This window comes from Ochrobactrum sp. BTU2, assembly GCF_024539785.1.
Taxonomy (GTDB): domain Bacteria; phylum Pseudomonadota; class Alphaproteobacteria; order Rhizobiales; family Rhizobiaceae; genus Brucella; species Brucella anthropi.
Genome location: NZ_JAHWRG010000003.1, coordinates 614,371 through 631,367, shown reverse-complemented (window position 1 = coordinate 631,367; position 16,997 = coordinate 614,371). Strand labels below are relative to the sequence as shown.

The window sequence follows — 16,997 nt, the reverse complement described above, 5'->3', positions numbered from 1 at the left end:
GCAGTCAGGCCTTCTTCGGTTCCACGAGCATCCGGCCCTTCATTTCCATGTGCATGGCGTGGCAGAACCACGAGCAGTAATACCACCACACGCCCGGCTTGTTGGCCGTGAAGGTGACAGACGCGGTCGCCTGTGGCCCGATCTCCATGTTGACCCCGTAATTGATGATGGCGAAGCCGTGCGTAAGATCTTCGATCTCGTCGATATTGGTGACATACACCGTCACCTCATCGCCCTGCTGGACGGTGAACTCGGTTAGACCGAAGGCTGGCGCGGCAGACGTCATATAAACGCGCACCTTATTGCCATCCCGGATCACCTCATTCGCGTCCATCAGGTCGAGGCCATCGGCTTTCGCCTGAGTGACAGCATCGGCGAAGAATGGATCCTCACGGCTCCAGAAGTTGACGGGATTGATCTTGGAACGATGAACAATCGTTGCATCGTGCGGCTCAGCAAAACTTGGCCCGTCATGGACAATCATCATCTTCTCACCGGAAATATCGATGAGCTGGTCATTTTCCGGCTTGAGTGGGCCGACATTGAGATAGCGATCCTTGGAGAACTTGTTGAGCGAAATCAGCCACTGACCGTCGGCTTCCTTGGTTTGCCCCATGGAAGTGTGATTGTGACCGGGCTGATAATGCACATCGAGTTTCTGACGGATCGGATCGACCTTTTCACCCTTGAAGGCTCGCTTGGCGTCCTCGATATTCCATTTGCAGATCTGGCTGTCGATGAAGAGCGTTGTATAGGCGTTGCCCTTGCCATCATAAGCCGTATGCAATGGCCCAAGTCCGAGTTCAGGTTCCGCAACGACTGCATCGCGGGGCTTGATCTTGTCGTCGAAAAGCTCATCGAACTTGCGAACGTCGAACACGGTAACGGTCGGCGAGAGCTTGCCGTTGGCAACCACATGGATACCGTCTGGCGCAGTGTTGATGCCATGCGGGCTGTTCGGCACAGGAATGTAACGCGTATATTTGGAACCGTGACGTCCATCGATGACCGGCACACCGTTGATTTCCTTGAAATCACCCTTGGCAACCGCTTCTTCGATACGCTTCAGGTTGAAGATGACGATCCAGTCCTGCTCGCTCGACATCATTTCGGCGAGCGTCGTACCCTCTTCCGAATTGTAGCAGGTGGCAAAAGCATATTTGCCCTGATAATCGCAGTCGACATTGTCGAGATTGCCATCGACCATGATCTGCCAGGCAACCTTCATGGTCTCGCCGTCAACGGCCGTGAAGATCGCGTGATATTGCTTGGTATCGGTCAGATTGCTGCCGTCGTTCGGGATCGGCGCGCGATCTTCACCGTTGCAGAAGACATATCCGGTTTTCGGATATTTCTGCACGCGCAAGCCATGCACGGTGTGCTGGTTCGGGAGCTGAATGATCTTGTCGCATTTCATCACATCAAGACGGATGCGGCAGACACGCGTATTGGCCTTGTCGTTGGCGTAGAGATAGCGTCCGTCATAGGTGCCTTCCGTGAAGGACGGGTGCGGGTGGTGCAAGTCACCATTCAGGAAAATGCCCCCGCGATCTTTGAGGAACTCTTGGTCCTGCGGCAGAAGGCCTTCGGTCAGCACCTTAAGGCTTTCATTTGTCTGGCCCCAGCCGGTCGCGCTATCGCGATTGAACACCGGAATGCGCATCAGTTCGCGCATCGACGGCAAGCCGACAATACGGACCTCACCGCTCTGACCGCTGGAAAAGAAGACGTAATATTCGTCCAGTTCTCCAGGCTTCACCTCTGCACTGTGGCCAGCACCGCCGGCAGCAGCTATTGCCGGTTCGGTTGAACCTGCAAACAGCGCTCCACCAAGACCGCCTGCACCGGCAGCAGCCACAAAGGCTGACGAGCCGAGCAGCTGTCTTCGACTAAGCTGCGTTTTTTTGGTTTCTTCAGACATGCTTCTCTCCTTTAGAAAAGTCAGACAGCAGGACCGGTATCGGCAATGCCTTCAACCGGCTTTCCTTTGACTGAGATGACGGGTCTGGCCGGTCCACCGCCACGTTCGGCAGCCGCTGCGAGGGGGGCATTGCGGGCTGCGAATTTTTCACGCTTCACGCGCACCTGGATCATGTGCGGGCAGCGTTGGTCGTCGTGATAGAGTTCCTGACAATGCATGCAGTAGATGCATTCATTGACGTTGATCTGCCCCTCCGGATGGATCGCCTCGACCGGGCATTCCTTGGCACAACGGTGGCAGGGCGAACCGCATTCCGGCCAACGTTTCAGCCATTCGAACATGCGGATGCGCCCGGGGATGGCGAGAGCCGCGCCGAGCGGGCACATATAACGGCAGTAGAAGCGCTCGATGAACAGGCCTGCAGTCAGAAGTGTCAGCGCATAAATGACGAACGGCCACTCACGTGCGAATTTGAGAATTATCGAGGTCTTGAACGGCTCGACTTCCGCGAACACTTCCGCCAGTGCGACCGAATAGAGCGACAATCCAAACAGGCCGAGGAAGATCATGTACTTGAGAGGCCAGAGGCGTTCGTGCAGTCCCCATGGAAGCTTGACCTGCGGCACCTTCAGCCATTGGGCGAGATTGTTGGTAAGCTCCTGCAGGGCGCCAAACGGGCACAGCCAGCCGCAGAAGGGTCCACGCCCCCAGAACAGCAGCCCCGCCGCCACCGATGCCCACAGAATGAAGATCAGCGGCGATGTCAGGAAGAATTCCCAGTTAAAGCCGGTAATCAGGGAGTTGGTGAAGGTCAGGACGTTGACGACCGACAATTGTGCATTGTTGTAGAAACCGAGCCAGACAAGGATGAACAGAAGATAGCTGCGCCGCAGCCAGGTGAAGAAGCGCGGATGCCTGACCAGACTGTTCTGGAAGAAGAAGATGCCGACAAGAACCGTGATGGCAAAAGCGGTGATGATCACATTGGCACGATTCATCTCCCACATCCGGACCCAGAGCGGATTGCCCTCGCCCAGAATGTCGGCCGCATTGGCTTCGCCGACCGGTTGCGGCTGACGCGGTGCATCTGCAGTCGTTGCTGCAGGCTGCGCGGGAGCTGGTTCCGGCTGCTTCGCCAGATATTTTTCCGGCAAACTGTAGCCGAGATCGTAACTGATATTGGCCTTGTCCCGCGCACCGAAACCGCGCTGTACCAGAAGCTGCAAATCCCACGGTTCCGTCACGTCGAAGGCAAACCCGTCAGGCACCTCGAACAGTGCTATCTCGCGCAGACGCGGTGCGCCTTCGGCCATGATATCGCCGATACGGGTATGGTTCTTGTCGCGGAAACGTACGCCCTGCCCGTCCTGCATCAACTCGATGCGGTCAAAGATACCGCCGCGCACATATCCGGAGCCCTTGAAAGAATAGGCTCCGTCGCCCGCAACCAGGATCGCCTGATGTCCTGGCTTCAGCCGCTTTTGCAAGCGTTCGAAGCCATCCTTGCCAAGCAGGCTGATACCGATCGACGGCACTGATACCGGCGCAACATAAAGCTCGATGAATTCGTCTTCGGGATTGGTTGTTTCAGGATTGTCGGCGGCGCGATCGTGCTTTGCGTCACGGAATGCCTGTGTCACATCACCAACCGACAGTTTCAGGCTGCGGACCGAACCGTCACCGATCAGTGCCTGCCAGTCCTGCTCGTCGCGGATCTCCAGATCAACCGTGCGCTGCGCATCAGCTGCGGCGACCTGCACAGGCGCGTTGCCAAGACGCCCGCTGCGGACAAGCCCAACGGCCGAGCGAACGACACTGTCTCCCATGACGAGCACGGTAACCGTGGCACCGCTGACGATTTCCACCTGCGGAGGCTTGTTCTGGCCAGCCGCGACAGCACTCATGTCACTGTCGACCAGCGAGTTCAGCGCAGCCACAACCTTGGCTTCGGGAATGCCGATCAGCACGATCGGCTCTTTGTGGTCGACCAGTTTTATGCCGCGTATGACGCCTTTGGTATCAATGCCGACGACGATATGGATGGGTTTGCCGGAATAACCGATGGAACTGGTGAAGTCAGAATTCAAATAAGCATAACCGATCACCTCGCCCCGCTTCATCAGTGGTGCGATTGGCGGCTCGCCCTGCGGCTTGCCGATAGCATCGGCCTCTTTGAAGAGAGCGCCTGCCTCAACCTTCGGAAGGTATTTTTCCAGATCAGCAGCGGATGCTGTGGTCTGCCAGCAGAGCGCCAGAACCATCGCCGCCAACGCGACGACCCTGGCGGCTTCTAGTAAAAATGAAAATGGCTGACTGACACTTGGAAAACCCTGTTCCGGCAGTCGGAAAGCTGGAGCGACCACACGGCCCAATAATGCTATTTTCACGTCCAACCTGCATTTGCTCTGCTATTATTTGCGAGCATGTCTTTCGGTTGGAAATTATCCGATCAGACAGAGAGTTCATTGATTTGGAACAAATACAATAAGAAATCACCCAACAACACGACAAACAGAAATCCAAAGTGTTAAAGGCTCGCCGACACCAAGCCGGGCAAAGCATCCGAACGCGGCTTTCTAGAATCCTGCCACGCACCTAAGGTATCTCGCCGCGCAGATGGCTCGACAGGAAGCCCAGATTGTCCTGTCCCCAATAAACTTCATCTTCATAGATGTAGGTTGGAAATCCGAACACGCCCTTTTCGACGGCAATCTCGCGATCATTTCGCCATTTTCGCAGGACGTCCTCGTCCTGCTCCCGTGACAGGAGATAGGCCCCGTTGAAGCCTGCGGCGTCAGCCACCGCGCGGCGGACATTCGGTTGCCCTATATCCTTCGCTTCTTCCCAAAAGGCATGTTGCAGCGCCCGCGCCAGCTGCAACCAGTTCTCGCCGTCAAGATAGGCGGCGATCACCAAAAAGGAAGCAGACGTCGGGTCGCCGAGTGCCGGGCGATTTTCCACCAGCAAAGGTTTACCACGAAACTTCGCCCATCGTTTCAGATCACGCGTGCCATAGGCACGACGCGCATCGGGACGGTTTCTGGCGAATATTCCGCCATTCTCCTCGATGACAGTCGCCAGATGAGGCTTGATTTCAACCAGATGTCTTGAGGACAGCTCCTCCAGCGTATCCAGCCCGAGATATGACCACGGCGATCCGATGGAGAAGAAATATTCGATAGTTTTTGGCACCTTCGATCCTTCAGTTGCGGGGAAATAATGTCCGGCTCAGTTGAACTTCGGCAGTCCCGGCGGGTTTGTTTCGGAGCGGGGCAGCGCTTCTTCCTCCAGCTGCCAGCGCTCGAGAATTCTGGCATAGGTTCCATCCTCGATCAGACCATTGGTAGCTACCGTCAGTGCATCGGCCAGACCGCTCCCCTTGCGGGTTGTGATCGCGACATCGGAACGATCCGGCCAACCTGCGCTCAATGTTCCGACCCGCTTGATATTCTTGTCACGCGCTGCAATGAAAACGAGCTGCGCATGTGGCTGCACAATCACGTCGGCCCGTCCTGACCGGAGCGCAAGCAGGCTTGCGGCTTCATCGTCGTAATATTGCAATTCAATCGGTTTCAGACCGGCGGCAACGTTTTCCTCGCTCCATTTGACGAGAATGCGCTCCTGATTTGTCCCCGCACCTACAATGATGCGCAAACCCGCAGCATCCTTCGGTTCCTTAATAGAGGTGACCGGACTGTCCGACTTGACGAAGAACCCGTGCAGACCCTGCCGATAAGTCGAAAAGTCGAATTTTTCCTTGCGTTCCTCGGTCACGCCAACGTTTGAAATGACGGCATCATACTTGCCGGAAGCCAGCCCCAGCGGCCAGTCGATCCACTCCACCGGAACGAGCTCCAGCTGCAGGCCCAGACTTTCAGCGATCGCAGAAGCATATTCCGGATCGGCGCCGACGACCGTTCGCGCATCAGTGGCATAAGTCGCCAGAGGCGGGCCACCGGGAGCCACGGCCACGGTAAATTTACCCGGCGCAACGAATTTGAAGTCAGAGGGAATGGCTGTGGCAGCCGTCTCATTTTTCTTCGTATGAATACGACCCGGTTGCTCCGGAGAAAGGTCGAAACCGTCCCCTGCCACTGCCGTCAGAACCGGAAATGTTACCCATGCAAAGGCCGCGATCAACAGAGCTCCTGCTCTCATGTAAATTTTCTCCAATATCTCAGAAATATGCGGGTCAGTTCGCGTCCCCTCAAACCAACCCGCCCCTCGCCTTTCAACTCACGAGCCGCTCTTCGGCAGTCCCTGCGGGTTGGTTTTGGCTTCGGTGATTGCTTCCGGTCCAAGATTCCAGGTTTCCAGAACCTTCTGATATGCCCCGCTTGCGATCAAATCATTCAGGACATCGGTCAGCGGCTGGGCAAGGCCACTTCTCTTGCGCGTCGTGACGGCAATTTCAGCCGTAATCGGCCAGCCCCCGCTCACAGTGCCGACCAGCTTCGTCTTGCCGTTAATGCCTGCAGAGTAAGCTTGCGTCGCATTCACGCTGAAAACGGCGTCGGCGCGTCCGCTCTGGACGGCGAGATCCTTGACCGCATCATCATCGTAATACTGCACCTCAACGGCTTTCAGACCGGCAGCTACGTTCTGGCGGTCCCATTCCAGCAGGATTTTTTCCTGATTGGTGCCCGCATCTGTGATGACCTTGAGACCGGCAATATCTTTCGGAGACTTGATCTCGCCGATCTCGCTGTCGGATTTCACATAGAAGCCAAGCTCATCCTTGCGATAGGTGGAGAAATCGAATTTCTCCTTACGTTCTTCCGTCACCGTCACATTCGAAATCACTGCATCGAACTTGCCAGAGGAAAGCCCCAGCGGCCAGTCAGCCCATGCGACAGAAACCAATTCCAGCTGGAGGCCCAGACTATCGGCGATGATCTGCGCCAGATCGACATCGTAACCGATGACGGTCTTGGAATCCGACGCATAGTCATGCAGTGGCAGATGACCGCTGGTGCTGATGCCGATAGTCAGAACGCCGTCCTTGACGAACTTGAAGTCCTTGATCTCCTCGACACGCTTGGCGATCTTCTCGACGCGCAGCCGGTTCGGCTGTTCCGGGCTGAGATCGAATTTCCCCTCGCTGCGTGCGGCACCGGAACCAAGCAACCCAATAGCGATAACTCCGGCGGTCCAGTAGCTCGCTTTTCTGATAAATGTCATTTCCCGTCTCCTTGTTGTGTCGGTTCTTCCAGCACCGGTTCAAAGAACCTTGGCCAGAAATTCACGTGTGCGCGGATGCTGCGCGTCGTTGAAAATGCGGGATGGCGGACCGGCCTCTACGATCTGCCCGGCTTCCATAAAGACAACCGTGTCGGCAACTTCACGCGCAAAGCCGGTCTCGTGAGTGACGATCACAAGGGTGGTGCCAGTACGGGCAAGTTCCTTGATGACGTCGAGCACCTCACCGACCAGTTCCGGATCAAGCGCCGAAGTCGGTTCGTCGAACAGGATGACCTTCGGACGAAGCGCCAATGCCCGCGCTATCGCCACGCGCTGCTGCTGTCCTCCGGACAATTGACGCGGATAGGCTTCAACCTTGTCACTGAGGCCGACACGGGCGAGCAGATCGAGCGCCAATCGGACCGCTGCATCCCGCGCAAGACCGCGTACCTGGATCGGCGCTTCGATGATGTTTTCAAGAACCGTCATGTGCGGAAAGAGATTGAAGTTCTGGAACACCATCGCGATATCGGCACGGCGTTTGAGAATGTCCTTTTCCTTCAACTCATAGAGCGTGTCTCCGTCCTGACGATAACCGACCAGCGCGCCATCAACGGAAATGAAGCCTGCATCCACACGCTCCAGATGATTGATCGAGCGCAGCAGCGTGGACTTACCGGAGCCGGACGGGCCGAGAATTGCCGTCACACTGCCTGCCGGAAGGGACAGTTCCACATGGTGCAGCACCGTGTTCGTGCCGAAGCGCTTGGAAATATCGTGGATATGAATAGGTGCGCCCGCAGCCACTGTGCCGACATCGCGGAAACCCGCGACCGGAACCGTCTTATGCACTTGTCCCGACAACTCCGAGGTCAGCGGCAAGGAGCGCTTGTAGCGATTGAAGAATGCCTGGAATGGCAGGGGAACCGGATTGCGAACCGCGCCCTTGGCGAAATATCGCTCGATATAATACTGTGCCACCGAAAGCACGGTCATGATGACCAGATACCAGACCGTCGCGACCATCAGCAGCGGAATGACTTCCAGATTGCGCCGGTAGATCACCTGAACTGTGTAGAACAGCTCCGGCAAGGCGAGCACGTAGACCATGGAAGTGCCCTTGGCGAGACCGATGATCTCGTTGAAACCCGTCGGAAGGATAGAACGCATGGCCTGTGGCAGAACAATTCGCAAGGCTTGACGGTTGCGCGGCAGGCCAAGCGCGGCAGCAGCTTCATGTTGACCCTGATCGACGGAGAGAATGCCGCCGCGTACGATTTCGGCGAAGAAGGCTGACTGGTTGAGGGTCAGGCCGAGAAAGGCAGCTGCAAACGGTGTCAGCAATTGTACCGTCGGGTAATCGAACAATACGCGATCTGTGAAAGGCACACTCAGCGTGATGTTCGCATAGAGGTAACCGAGATTGTTCAGGATAAGCAGCAATACGATCAGCGGTATGGAACGCAACAACCATATATAACCCCAGGAAAGGCCTGAAAGCAGCGGCGACCTCGATACACGGGCTAAGGCCAGCAGCGTGCCGAGAATAGAACCTGATACAGCCGCGAGTGCTGTCAGCAGCAGCGTCCGCCCGAGGCCAACGAGCACCGGTTCGGCAAAGAACCATTCAGCAAAAACGTTCCAGCCCCACTGCGGATTGGTAAAGATCGAATAGAGCACAAGCCCGATCACGAGGGCCGCGAACACACTACCCACAAAGCGTGCTGGATGCTTTGCCGGAACGATCCTGTAGCGCGAATAGTCCTGCTTGCGCTCCACGGGGCGGATTGCAATCTGCACGTTTGAGAATTCTGTCGTTACTGCCATCTGGTCATTCCTTGGCCTTCAGCTCTGTGATGATGTTCACTGGCTGGCGATATGTTGTCGGTCCGTGATGTGATGATCGTTGCCGCGCCCAAGCGGAGCGGCCAGATGGCCGATCTCCTTTTCAAAAGGCAGCGTCTTGTAAATTTCAGGATCCGCACCTGTGTCGAAAAGCGCCGTATAGCCGTTGTGGAGATAGAGACCGACGGCTTCAGGCTGGCGGAAGCCGGTCGTCAGATAGATGCGGGAATAGCCCTGTCTTGCCGCCTGTTCTTCCAGTTCCACGAGAAGCTTGCGCGCCAGCCCCTGTCGCCGCAGATCCGACCGCGTCCAGATGCGCTTGAACTCCGCAGTACGCGCATCAAAAGCCTTAAAGGCACCGCCGCCGATGGTTTCACCGTCCCGGATCAACAGCACAAAATTACCGCTGGGTGGCGCAAACGCCTCGGGCGGATAGTGGTTCATTTCTGCCGCCGCACCTTCCGCGTTGAAATATGTGCCGTAACGACTGTCATATTCATACAGAAGCTCATCGATGAGCGGCTTCGCACGTGGATCAAGAGAACTGGTGTACAGAAAGATATCGCTCATCATCATCACCATCTGTTTTCGTTGAGAAAGGCTTCGGCAAGCTGCACCCAATAGAGGGCAGCTGGCGCGATGATCTGATCGTTGAAGTTGTATTCGGCGCTGTGCAGTGGCGCGCTATCGCCGTTACCGACGAAGAGATAGCTGCCGGGCTTTGCCTGCAGCATGAAAGCAAAATCCTCGCTGGCAGTGCGTGGCGCAAATGCGCTGTCTAGGGCACCATCGCCGAAGGCGTCGACTGCAACCTTGCGGGCGAATGCGGTTTCCTCAACCGGATTGATGACAGAAGGAAAGCCCAACCTATAGTCGACTTCCGCAACGGCACCAAAACTTTCAGCCTGAGCGCGAGCAAGCGCCGGGATGCGTATCTGCAATCCGCGCCGCACCTCTTCGCTGTAGGAACGGATCGTCAGTTGCAGTTCCACCGAACCAGGAATGACGTTCGAAGCTTCACCGCCATGAATGGAACCGACCGTGACGACCGCCATTTCACGTGGATCGACATTGCGCGAAACGATGCTCTGCAAGGCGGTAACGAGAGACGCAGCGGCGACAATAGGATCGACAGCATTGTGCGGTTCCGCCCCGTGACCACCCTTGCCGACGATCCTGATGACAGCCTTGTCTACAGATGCCATAGCCGGTCCCGCGACAAAGCCGAAACGTCCTGCACTGACACCCGGCCAGTTGTGCAATCCGAACACCGCATCGGCGGGAAACCGCTCGAAAAGCCCTTCGCTTATCATCTTGCGTGCTCCGGCACCGATTTCTTCTGCCGGTTGGAAAACAAGATCGAGCGTACCGCTGAAATTCCCCTCCTTGGCCAGATATCGCGCAGCCGCGAGCAGGATCGTCGTGTGCCCGTCATGGCCGCAAGCGTGCATTACACCTTTGTTTCGGCTGGCATAGGGAAGTCCCGTTGCCTCTTCTATCGGTAGAGCGTCCATATCTGCCCGGATCGCGAGACGGCGCTGACCTTCCCCCCGCACCAAGGTTGCAACCACGCCGGTTCCCGCAACTCCCGTCGTAACGTCATAGCCCCAGGAGGCGAGTTTTGAAGCAATGAGGCGGCTCGTGCGATGCTCGTTGAAGGCAAGCTCCGGATGCTGATGAATGTCATGACGAAGCGCTATGAATTCATCGAGATGCGCGGCAATGCCTTCTCTCGCGGCATCAAGCCTGTTGCGGGATCGGGAGGTAACATCCATGAAACCGGCTCCTCAGGCCCGTGCGGCCTTGTTTACCGGTTGATCTACCGCCGACGAATAACGGCTTTCGCGGAACGGCAGCCCCAGATGATCGCGCAGCGTTTCACCGCTCAGTTCCGGGTTGAAATAGCCACGCTCTTCCAGGATCGGCAGTACGTGTTGGATGAAATCATCGAGACCTTCCGCAATGACGGGAAAGCCGAGAATGAAACCATCGGCGGCTTCGCTTTCCACCCAATCGATGAGTTCATTGGCAATGGCCTCCGCCGTTCCAATAAAGGCAGTGCGTGGTGTCGCGACGTCGAGTGCGATCTCGCGTAATGTGGCGCCGGTTTCCCTTGCCGTCTTCTTGATGCGATCTGTCGTGGCGCGGAAACTGTTCTTGCCGATTTCGCCGAGTTCAGGGAAAGGCTCGTCGAGCGGATAGATGCTGAAATCGTGATGATCGAAGAAGCGACCGAGATAAAGCAGCGCCTCTTCGACCGACACCAGATTACGGATCGCCTGATACTTCGCGTCGGCTTCCTCCTGCGTCCGCCCGACAATCGGGCCAATACCCGGGAAAATTCCTACATCGGAAGAACTGCGCCCCTGCGCAACGGCACTTTGTTTGACCTGTCTGTAGAAAGATCGCACGTCCTCAATCTTGGCACCGTTCGTGAACACTGCATCGGCATGTTTACCGGCAAGCCGGATGCCCGAATCCGACGATCCGGCCTGAAACACCACTGGCTGCCCCTGTCTGGAACGGCTGATATTTAGCGGTCCTTCGACATTGAAAAAGCGCCCTTTGTGATTAATGCGACGTAGCTTGTTTTTATCGACATAGACGCCGTTTTCGCGATCGCGGACGAAGGCATTGTCATCCCAGGAATCCCAGAGTCCTTTGATGACGTCGAGATATTCGTCCGCGATTTCATAGCGTAGTTCGTGTTCCGGATGCGGGCGCCCGTAATTACGGCCTGACCCTTCGAGTGGGGAGGTGACAGCATTCCATCCGGCGCGTCCGCCAGAAATAAGATCCAGCGAAGCGAACTGGCGCGCGATGGTGAAGGGGTCGCTGTAGGACGTCGATACCGTACCTACCAAACCAATTTTTGAGGTGGAAGCAGCGAGTGCCGAAAGGATCGAGATCGGTTCGAAGCGATTGAGGAAATGCGGTATCGACTGTTCATTGACGTAAAGTCCGTCAGCAACAAAGGCAAAGGCGATCCCCGCCGCCTCTGCCTTACGCGCGGCATTGACGAAGAACTCGAAATTGGTGCTTGCATCGACGGGTCCACTTGGATGCTTCCATGCGTTCATATGGCCGCCAGCCCCCTGCAGCATGACGCCAAACGTGATTTGTTTTCGTTCACTCATGTCTTTTCTCCAAGGAAGAGTTCGACGCCATGCGTCCATCTTGCAGTTTCCGGTCGTGCTGCATTCGCACCGAGCAGCTAGACGTTTTCCATGGGGAGCAGCGTAAGCACCCCTTGGCCTGCCGATAAGAAAAGTAATTCTATAATTTTTGTATACTTTAAAATTGCAATGCAGCTTAAAACGGCACAATACAGAATATGCCATAGAGTCAATTAGATAGCGTGGTTATGACGTCATTCATTCTTGTCAGTGACAAGCTCAAAAGAAAAATCTGACTGAAAAGAGGTGGATTTTGAGACGTCTGTTCCTTGAGGAAGAATGTTTGGTGGCCCACCATTCAAACATGGATACGAGCTATACCTATATCATCATCGCCCTGCTCCCGTTTCTGCTTTGGAGCGCGATTATCTTCGTATTGTCGGAAGCCGACATCCAAGCCGATTGCCGGGACTCCGAGGATATGAATGACGATCGCCCGACCGACGATCAGATGGCCGATATCGTGACCATTCCCTACGGTCTAATTTTCCCGCTTTATTATCATACACCGACCGCATCGCGCGAAATCGGTTAAAACAGCCACTATACTGCGACACTCGGCCAGCCACCGTAAGCTATTAATTCTCTCGATTTCATGCAAAAGCATTCCGGCGAAACATCGGCGGAGTGGTTATGCTTACGAAGAAGGGCAAATACGGTCTGAAGGCTCTGGCTCATCTCGCCGCACTTGAACCGGGAGAAAGTGCGTTCGTCGCCGATATTGCCACCCAGAACAATATCTCCAAGAAATTTCTCGACGCAATCCTGCTGGAATTGCGCAATGACGGCATTCTACGGTCGAAGAAAGGTCCCGGTGGCGGTTATAGCCTTTCCAAGCCTGCGTCGGAAATTACCATTGGTCAGGTCGTCCGTGTTCTCGACGGACCACTGGCACCAATCCGTTGCGCCAGCCGCACAGCGTACGAGCCGTGCAACGACTGCGTGGATCATCGCGCCTGTCAAGTACGTCGATCCATGCTGCTGGTGCGCGAAGCAATAGCAGGCGTTCTCGATAGGATGACGCTGGAACAGTTTACCCGCAACGGTGGGTTGGAAGACGACCGCTCTGCGCCCGCTTGGGCGCAGTTAAGCGCCTGATATAGCGTCCAGAAGGCGATAGCCGCCATTGTGATACAGAAGCGGTTCACCGGAACCCGTAACGATTTTCAGAACGCGACCGATCACGATTGCATGTGTATGGCGTTCGATCACGTCTTCCACGGCGCAATCAACGGAAGCCAATGCGCCAGCAAGTGCCAGCGCACCGCTTTCTAGTGCATACCATTCAGCATCCGCGTAACGTTCAACACCCTTGATGCCACCCTTGCCAGCAAAACGATCGGCAATGGACTGATGGCCGGAGGACAGCACATTCACGCAGAAATGGTTATGGCGACTAATCGCCGACCAGACCGATGAACCACGATTGATATTTACGATAATCGTTGGCGGCTCAACCGAAAGCGCTGTGGCTGACGTCACAGTCGCCCCGGTGCGCCCTTCATCGAAACCCGCCGTGACAACACTCACGCCACCTGCAAGCTGTCTCATGGCTGCTTTAAGTTCGCCAGGAGAAACCTCGATATCTTCAGGCTCTTCAACATATTGCGGAATATTCTCGCGGAGATATGTTACCGTTGATCCCATCTCTGTTTATTGCTCCAGATTTATCAATCTGCCATACGGTAGCAGCGCTCGGCAAATTGGCCGAGAATGCCATTTCTATAATCGACTGATTTTGTAGAAAATTAGAACCCGCCTCTAAAACGGAAGTAGATGTGCGGCGGTGTCACTATGTGCCACTGATTAATGCTCGCAGCAGTTACGCTGAAAGACCCAAATTACTTACAATGTTGGTTCATTAGAATCATCTCGAAACATACTCAGAAACAGATCTTGAGATTTGTTTCATGACTTTATTCCAATCGTAAGTGAATTGATCGGAGGGCTAACCTGCCCGAACGACACTGAGTTCCGGTTTCCTTGTGCCAGATGCGGGAAGCAGCCGCCCAAAGTCCGTGAGGATTTGTGCATAATCCTCTGCGTGAAATTCATAGGGCAGCTCCAGGCGGAATTCAGACACAAGCGGCAGAACCGGGTCGACTGCCAGCTTTTCGAGAATTTCTTCCGTCGTCCCGACAATATCAGGCAAGAACAGCGTGCGGCGTGGACCATGAGAAAGCCCCGTCCGCTTATCACGTTCAGCCGCAAATTCCGCATAACGACGACGCGCGTCCGGGCTGGCGCCATCTGTAGGCAATATTACACGCCCAAGTGCGACGCGCGGCGCACGTTCATGCGCCCATTCCTGACGGAAACGTTCAATCAATGCTTTCTGCGCAGTCAGAAAACTGTCGGTGTTTTCACCGCTGACAATATTTCCAGTCAAAAGATTAAAGCCGGCTTGTCCCGCCCATTTGGCAGAATTTTGCGAACCCCCGCCATACCACAGGCGTTCGGTCAGCCCTTCCGCAAACGGTCTCAAACGCGGGATTTGGGCACCAGCGGCATTGCCTGCCTCCGTCTTGCCGGACAGTGGCTCTGAACGTAGGGCACGCGCCAGCTTTTCAGCCCGTGAGTGACTGTAATCTGCAATTGGAACGGCATCGACAAAGTCCGCGATCAGATGAGCGAAGGGCGGTTCGCCGACTGAAACACCAACATTCAGCCTGCCATTCGAAAGCAGATCGACCGTCGCCAGATCCTCAGCCAGACGAAACGGATTTTCATAGCCAAGCTGAATAACCGCGGTGCCTAGACCAATCCGTTTCGTCCGCTGCGAAGCTGCTGCGAGAAAGGTGGCCGCGGATGAAATACCGCGCTCCAGATGGCGCTGCCGCACCCATGCACTGTCGTATCCCAGCCGCTCTCCATGCTCGAAAAGCTGCAATGTGTCCTCCAAACCCTGCGCGGGATCATTTTCGCGATGACTGCCAGGAATGAGGAAGGCAAAATGTCCAATGTGTGAAAGGGGCATGGTTTGTTTCCCTGCTCATGCAGCGGCTTCGCGATAGCTTTGAAGCCGCGCCAGAATGTTTGCTTCCTGCGCCGCCTTGCGCTCCTGCACACGCTGGGTTGCTTCTTCGAAGGAGGCAGATGCTGGATAAAGTGGCGAGGAGATCTGCTGGCCCAATTTGGTGCCAATGTGCTTTTCAAAGGGCAGTGAGCGATATTGCAGAACATCGACGGATGTATCGAAAAGCGGACGATAGCCGAGTGCGATGTAGAGCGCAGTTGCTTCTGGTTGGCGGAAGCCCGTAGACAGATAAGCGCGCGTATAGCCCAGATTGCCCGCACTTTCTTCGAGCGCCAGCACAATGCGGCGCGCCAGCCCCTGCCTGCGCAAATGCGACGCGGTCCAGATACGTTTGAGCTCCACGGTTTCATCGTCGTGGCTCATATAGGCGCCACCGGCAATGGTTTCCCCATCGCGTTGAAGCAACAGGAATCCGCCAAGCGGCGGCGCAAATGCGTCCGTGGGGTAACGCAGAATTTCTGCGCGCGCGCCACCGGATCGGTCCAGATCGGCATAACGAAGATCATATTCGTGAGCCAGGCCATCGATAAGGGGCTGCGCTGCCGGATTCAAAAGAGAGGACTGGACAATAATATCAACCATGGAAAGCCTCCGCTGAACAAATGCTGCCCGACTTTGTTGAGTGGGAGCAAAAAGCCGCCGTCGAACAGTATCTTCCCTTAACGGTGCCTCTTTGCTTGCACGTTTGCACGGCATGAACGTTTAATGAGCGTGCAAATATTGGAAGATCGTTGCTCGATTAATATTCTACAAAAAACATAGATTACTCCTCATCAAATTGTTGATGAGGATGAAATGCCCTACGCGCTCAGTTTTCTCGATAAAAGTCCCATTCATGACGGCGAAGCAGCTCAAACGGCACTGGCCCGCACGATAAAGCTTGCGCAGAAAGCAGAAACCGCAGGTTTTCATCGCTTCTGGGTGGCTGAACATCACAACTCACCAGAGCTCGCCAGTTCATCACCGGAAGTGTTGATCAGCTTTTTGCTGGCACATACCAAACATATCCGAATTGGTTCAGGCGGCGTTATGCTGCAGCATTACAGCACCTACAAGGTCGCAGAAAATTTCAATCTCCTGTCTTCACTTGCGCCCGGACGTGTCGATCTGGGTGTGGGTAAAGCCCCTGGGGGACTGCCGCTTTCAACCCGTGCCTTGCAGGGCGCCTATGACCCTGATCGGAAACCATCCTTCAATGAGCAACTGATTGAGTTAGATAAATTTCTCGACCAAAGCCCGGAAAATACCGCCGACCGGAACGGCCTTGCCGCTTATCCGGTTCCGCCACAAAAACCTGAACGTTTCCTGCTGGGTGCGAGCGTCGAAAGTGCTGAGCTTGCCGCACGTCTCAACTGGGACTTCGTCTATGCCGGTCATATTCAGGGTGACCCGACAGCCATAAAGGAAGCCGTTGACGCCTATCAGGCAATCACAAACCGTCCTGCCATTTTAGCTGTCGGCGTAATCGTTGCGGAAAGCGATGCCGAGGCAGAGAGGCTTGCTGTTGATATTCGGCGCTTCCGTGTTTCAGCCGAAGGTTTGCAGCCGGTCAACGTCGGCAGCCACGAACAAGCGCTCGAATATGTAAGGCAGGCAGGCGCCACGCAATACACGATTGAAGAGCGCACGCCACGTGTGATCCGTGGCACGGCCATCCACGTTCACATTGAGCTTCAACGCCTGCACCGTGAGTTTGGCATCGCTGAGTTTATCATCGACTGCCCGGTTTCCGAAGGAAGCCATCGGCTCAAAACGATCGAACTTCTCGCCGAAGCGCGCCCGGCCATAGCGGCATAACTCTGCCACTTTCCCGACACCGGATGGTGGTTACGCATCG

15 protein-coding genes are annotated in these 16,997 nt (G+C 55.5%); 3 read left to right on the top strand and 12 right to left on the bottom strand.

Translation table 11 applies throughout. From position 1 onward, the window contains the following. Positions 1-4: 4 nt before the first annotated feature. The 9 genes from nosZ to KWJ32_RS11810 all read right to left on the bottom strand — a co-directional run bounded on the left by nosZ (position 5) and on the right by KWJ32_RS11810 (position 12,084). Positions 5-1,921, bottom strand: coding sequence for a TAT-dependent nitrous-oxide reductase (gene nosZ / locus KWJ32_RS11855; RefSeq protein WP_012093630.1), 1,917 nt, complete (start codon positions 1,919-1,921; stop codon positions 5-7). 20 nt (positions 1,922-1,941) lie between these two features. Then, positions 1,942-4,182: a regulatory protein NosR gene (locus KWJ32_RS11850; RefSeq protein WP_151610216.1), complete on the bottom strand. Its 2,241-nt coding sequence runs from the start codon at positions 4,180-4,182 to the stop codon at positions 1,942-1,944. 334 nt (positions 4,183-4,516) lie between these two features. After that, on the bottom strand, positions 4,517-5,113 hold the full coding sequence (locus KWJ32_RS11845; RefSeq protein WP_094515414.1) for a DsbA family protein: 597 nt from the start codon (positions 5,111-5,113) through the stop codon (positions 4,517-4,519). A gap of 36 nt (positions 5,114-5,149) precedes the next feature. Further along, positions 5,150-6,079 carry an ABC transporter substrate-binding protein gene (locus KWJ32_RS11840; protein ID WP_094515415.1) on the bottom strand — a complete coding sequence of 310 codons (930 nt, stop codon included), beginning with the start codon at positions 6,077-6,079 and terminating at the stop codon, positions 5,150-5,152. A 78-nt stretch (positions 6,080-6,157) separates the two neighbouring features. Beyond that, a complete protein-coding gene (locus KWJ32_RS11835) occupies positions 6,158-7,102 on the bottom strand; it encodes an ABC transporter substrate-binding protein (RefSeq protein ID WP_012093634.1) in 945 nt (314 codons plus the stop codon). Between the two features lie 39 nt (positions 7,103-7,141). Continuing rightward, positions 7,142-8,929, bottom strand: coding sequence for an amino acid ABC transporter permease/ATP-binding protein (locus KWJ32_RS28220; RefSeq protein WP_151610122.1), 1,788 nt, complete (start codon positions 8,927-8,929; stop codon positions 7,142-7,144). A 36-nt stretch (positions 8,930-8,965) separates the two neighbouring features. Further along, positions 8,966-9,517 (bottom strand): GNAT family N-acetyltransferase, encoded by a 552-nt coding sequence (locus KWJ32_RS11820; RefSeq protein WP_012093636.1) that lies wholly within the window; start codon positions 9,515-9,517, stop codon positions 8,966-8,968. Between the two features lie 5 nt (positions 9,518-9,522). Further along, positions 9,523-10,722 carry a M20 aminoacylase family protein gene (locus KWJ32_RS11815; RefSeq protein ID WP_012093637.1) on the bottom strand — a complete coding sequence of 400 codons (1,200 nt, stop codon included), beginning with the start codon at positions 10,720-10,722 and terminating at the stop codon, positions 9,523-9,525. Between the two features lie 12 nt (positions 10,723-10,734). Further along, the gene (locus KWJ32_RS11810) at positions 10,735-12,084 is read right to left on the bottom strand and encodes an LLM class flavin-dependent oxidoreductase (protein ID WP_012093638.1); all 1,350 of its coding nucleotides are present in this window, start codon (positions 12,082-12,084) and stop codon (positions 10,735-10,737) included. 325 nt (positions 12,085-12,409) lie between these two features. On the opposite strand from KWJ32_RS11810, the gene KWJ32_RS11805 reads away from it, so the two are divergent. Both KWJ32_RS11805 and KWJ32_RS11800 read left to right on the top strand, forming a co-directional pair. Beyond that, the gene (locus KWJ32_RS11805; RefSeq protein ID WP_010660641.1) at positions 12,410-12,658 is read left to right on the top strand and encodes a hypothetical protein; all 249 of its coding nucleotides are present in this window, start codon (positions 12,410-12,412) and stop codon (positions 12,656-12,658) included. 98 nt (positions 12,659-12,756) lie between these two features. Beyond that, positions 12,757-13,221: an Rrf2 family transcriptional regulator gene (locus tag KWJ32_RS11800; protein WP_012093639.1), complete on the top strand. Its 465-nt coding sequence runs from the start codon at positions 12,757-12,759 to the stop codon at positions 13,219-13,221. On the opposite strand, the gene KWJ32_RS11795 is transcribed toward KWJ32_RS11800, so the two are convergent. The 3 genes from KWJ32_RS11795 to KWJ32_RS11785 all read right to left on the bottom strand — a co-directional run bounded on the left by KWJ32_RS11795 (position 13,210) and on the right by KWJ32_RS11785 (position 15,742). Continuing rightward, positions 13,210-13,770: a flavin reductase family protein gene (locus KWJ32_RS11795; protein WP_094515420.1), complete on the bottom strand. Its 561-nt coding sequence runs from the start codon at positions 13,768-13,770 to the stop codon at positions 13,210-13,212. The two genes, KWJ32_RS11800 and KWJ32_RS11795, sit on opposite strands and share 12 nt — an antisense overlap. Positions 13,771-14,071: 301 nt before the next feature. Beyond that, positions 14,072-15,100, bottom strand: a complete 1,029-nt coding sequence (locus tag KWJ32_RS11790; RefSeq protein ID WP_012093641.1) for an LLM class flavin-dependent oxidoreductase — start codon at positions 15,098-15,100, stop codon at positions 14,072-14,074. A 15-nt stretch (positions 15,101-15,115) separates the two neighbouring features. Then, a complete protein-coding gene (locus KWJ32_RS11785; RefSeq protein WP_125334634.1) occupies positions 15,116-15,742 on the bottom strand; it encodes a GNAT family N-acetyltransferase in 627 nt (208 codons plus the stop codon). 213 nt (positions 15,743-15,955) lie between these two features. Here KWJ32_RS11785 and KWJ32_RS11780 point away from each other — a divergent pair, with 213 nt between their 5' ends. Further along, entirely contained in the window at positions 15,956-16,957 is a 1,002-nt protein-coding gene (locus KWJ32_RS11780; RefSeq protein ID WP_125334635.1) for an LLM class flavin-dependent oxidoreductase, read from the top strand. Positions 16,958-16,997: the final 40 nt, after the last annotated feature.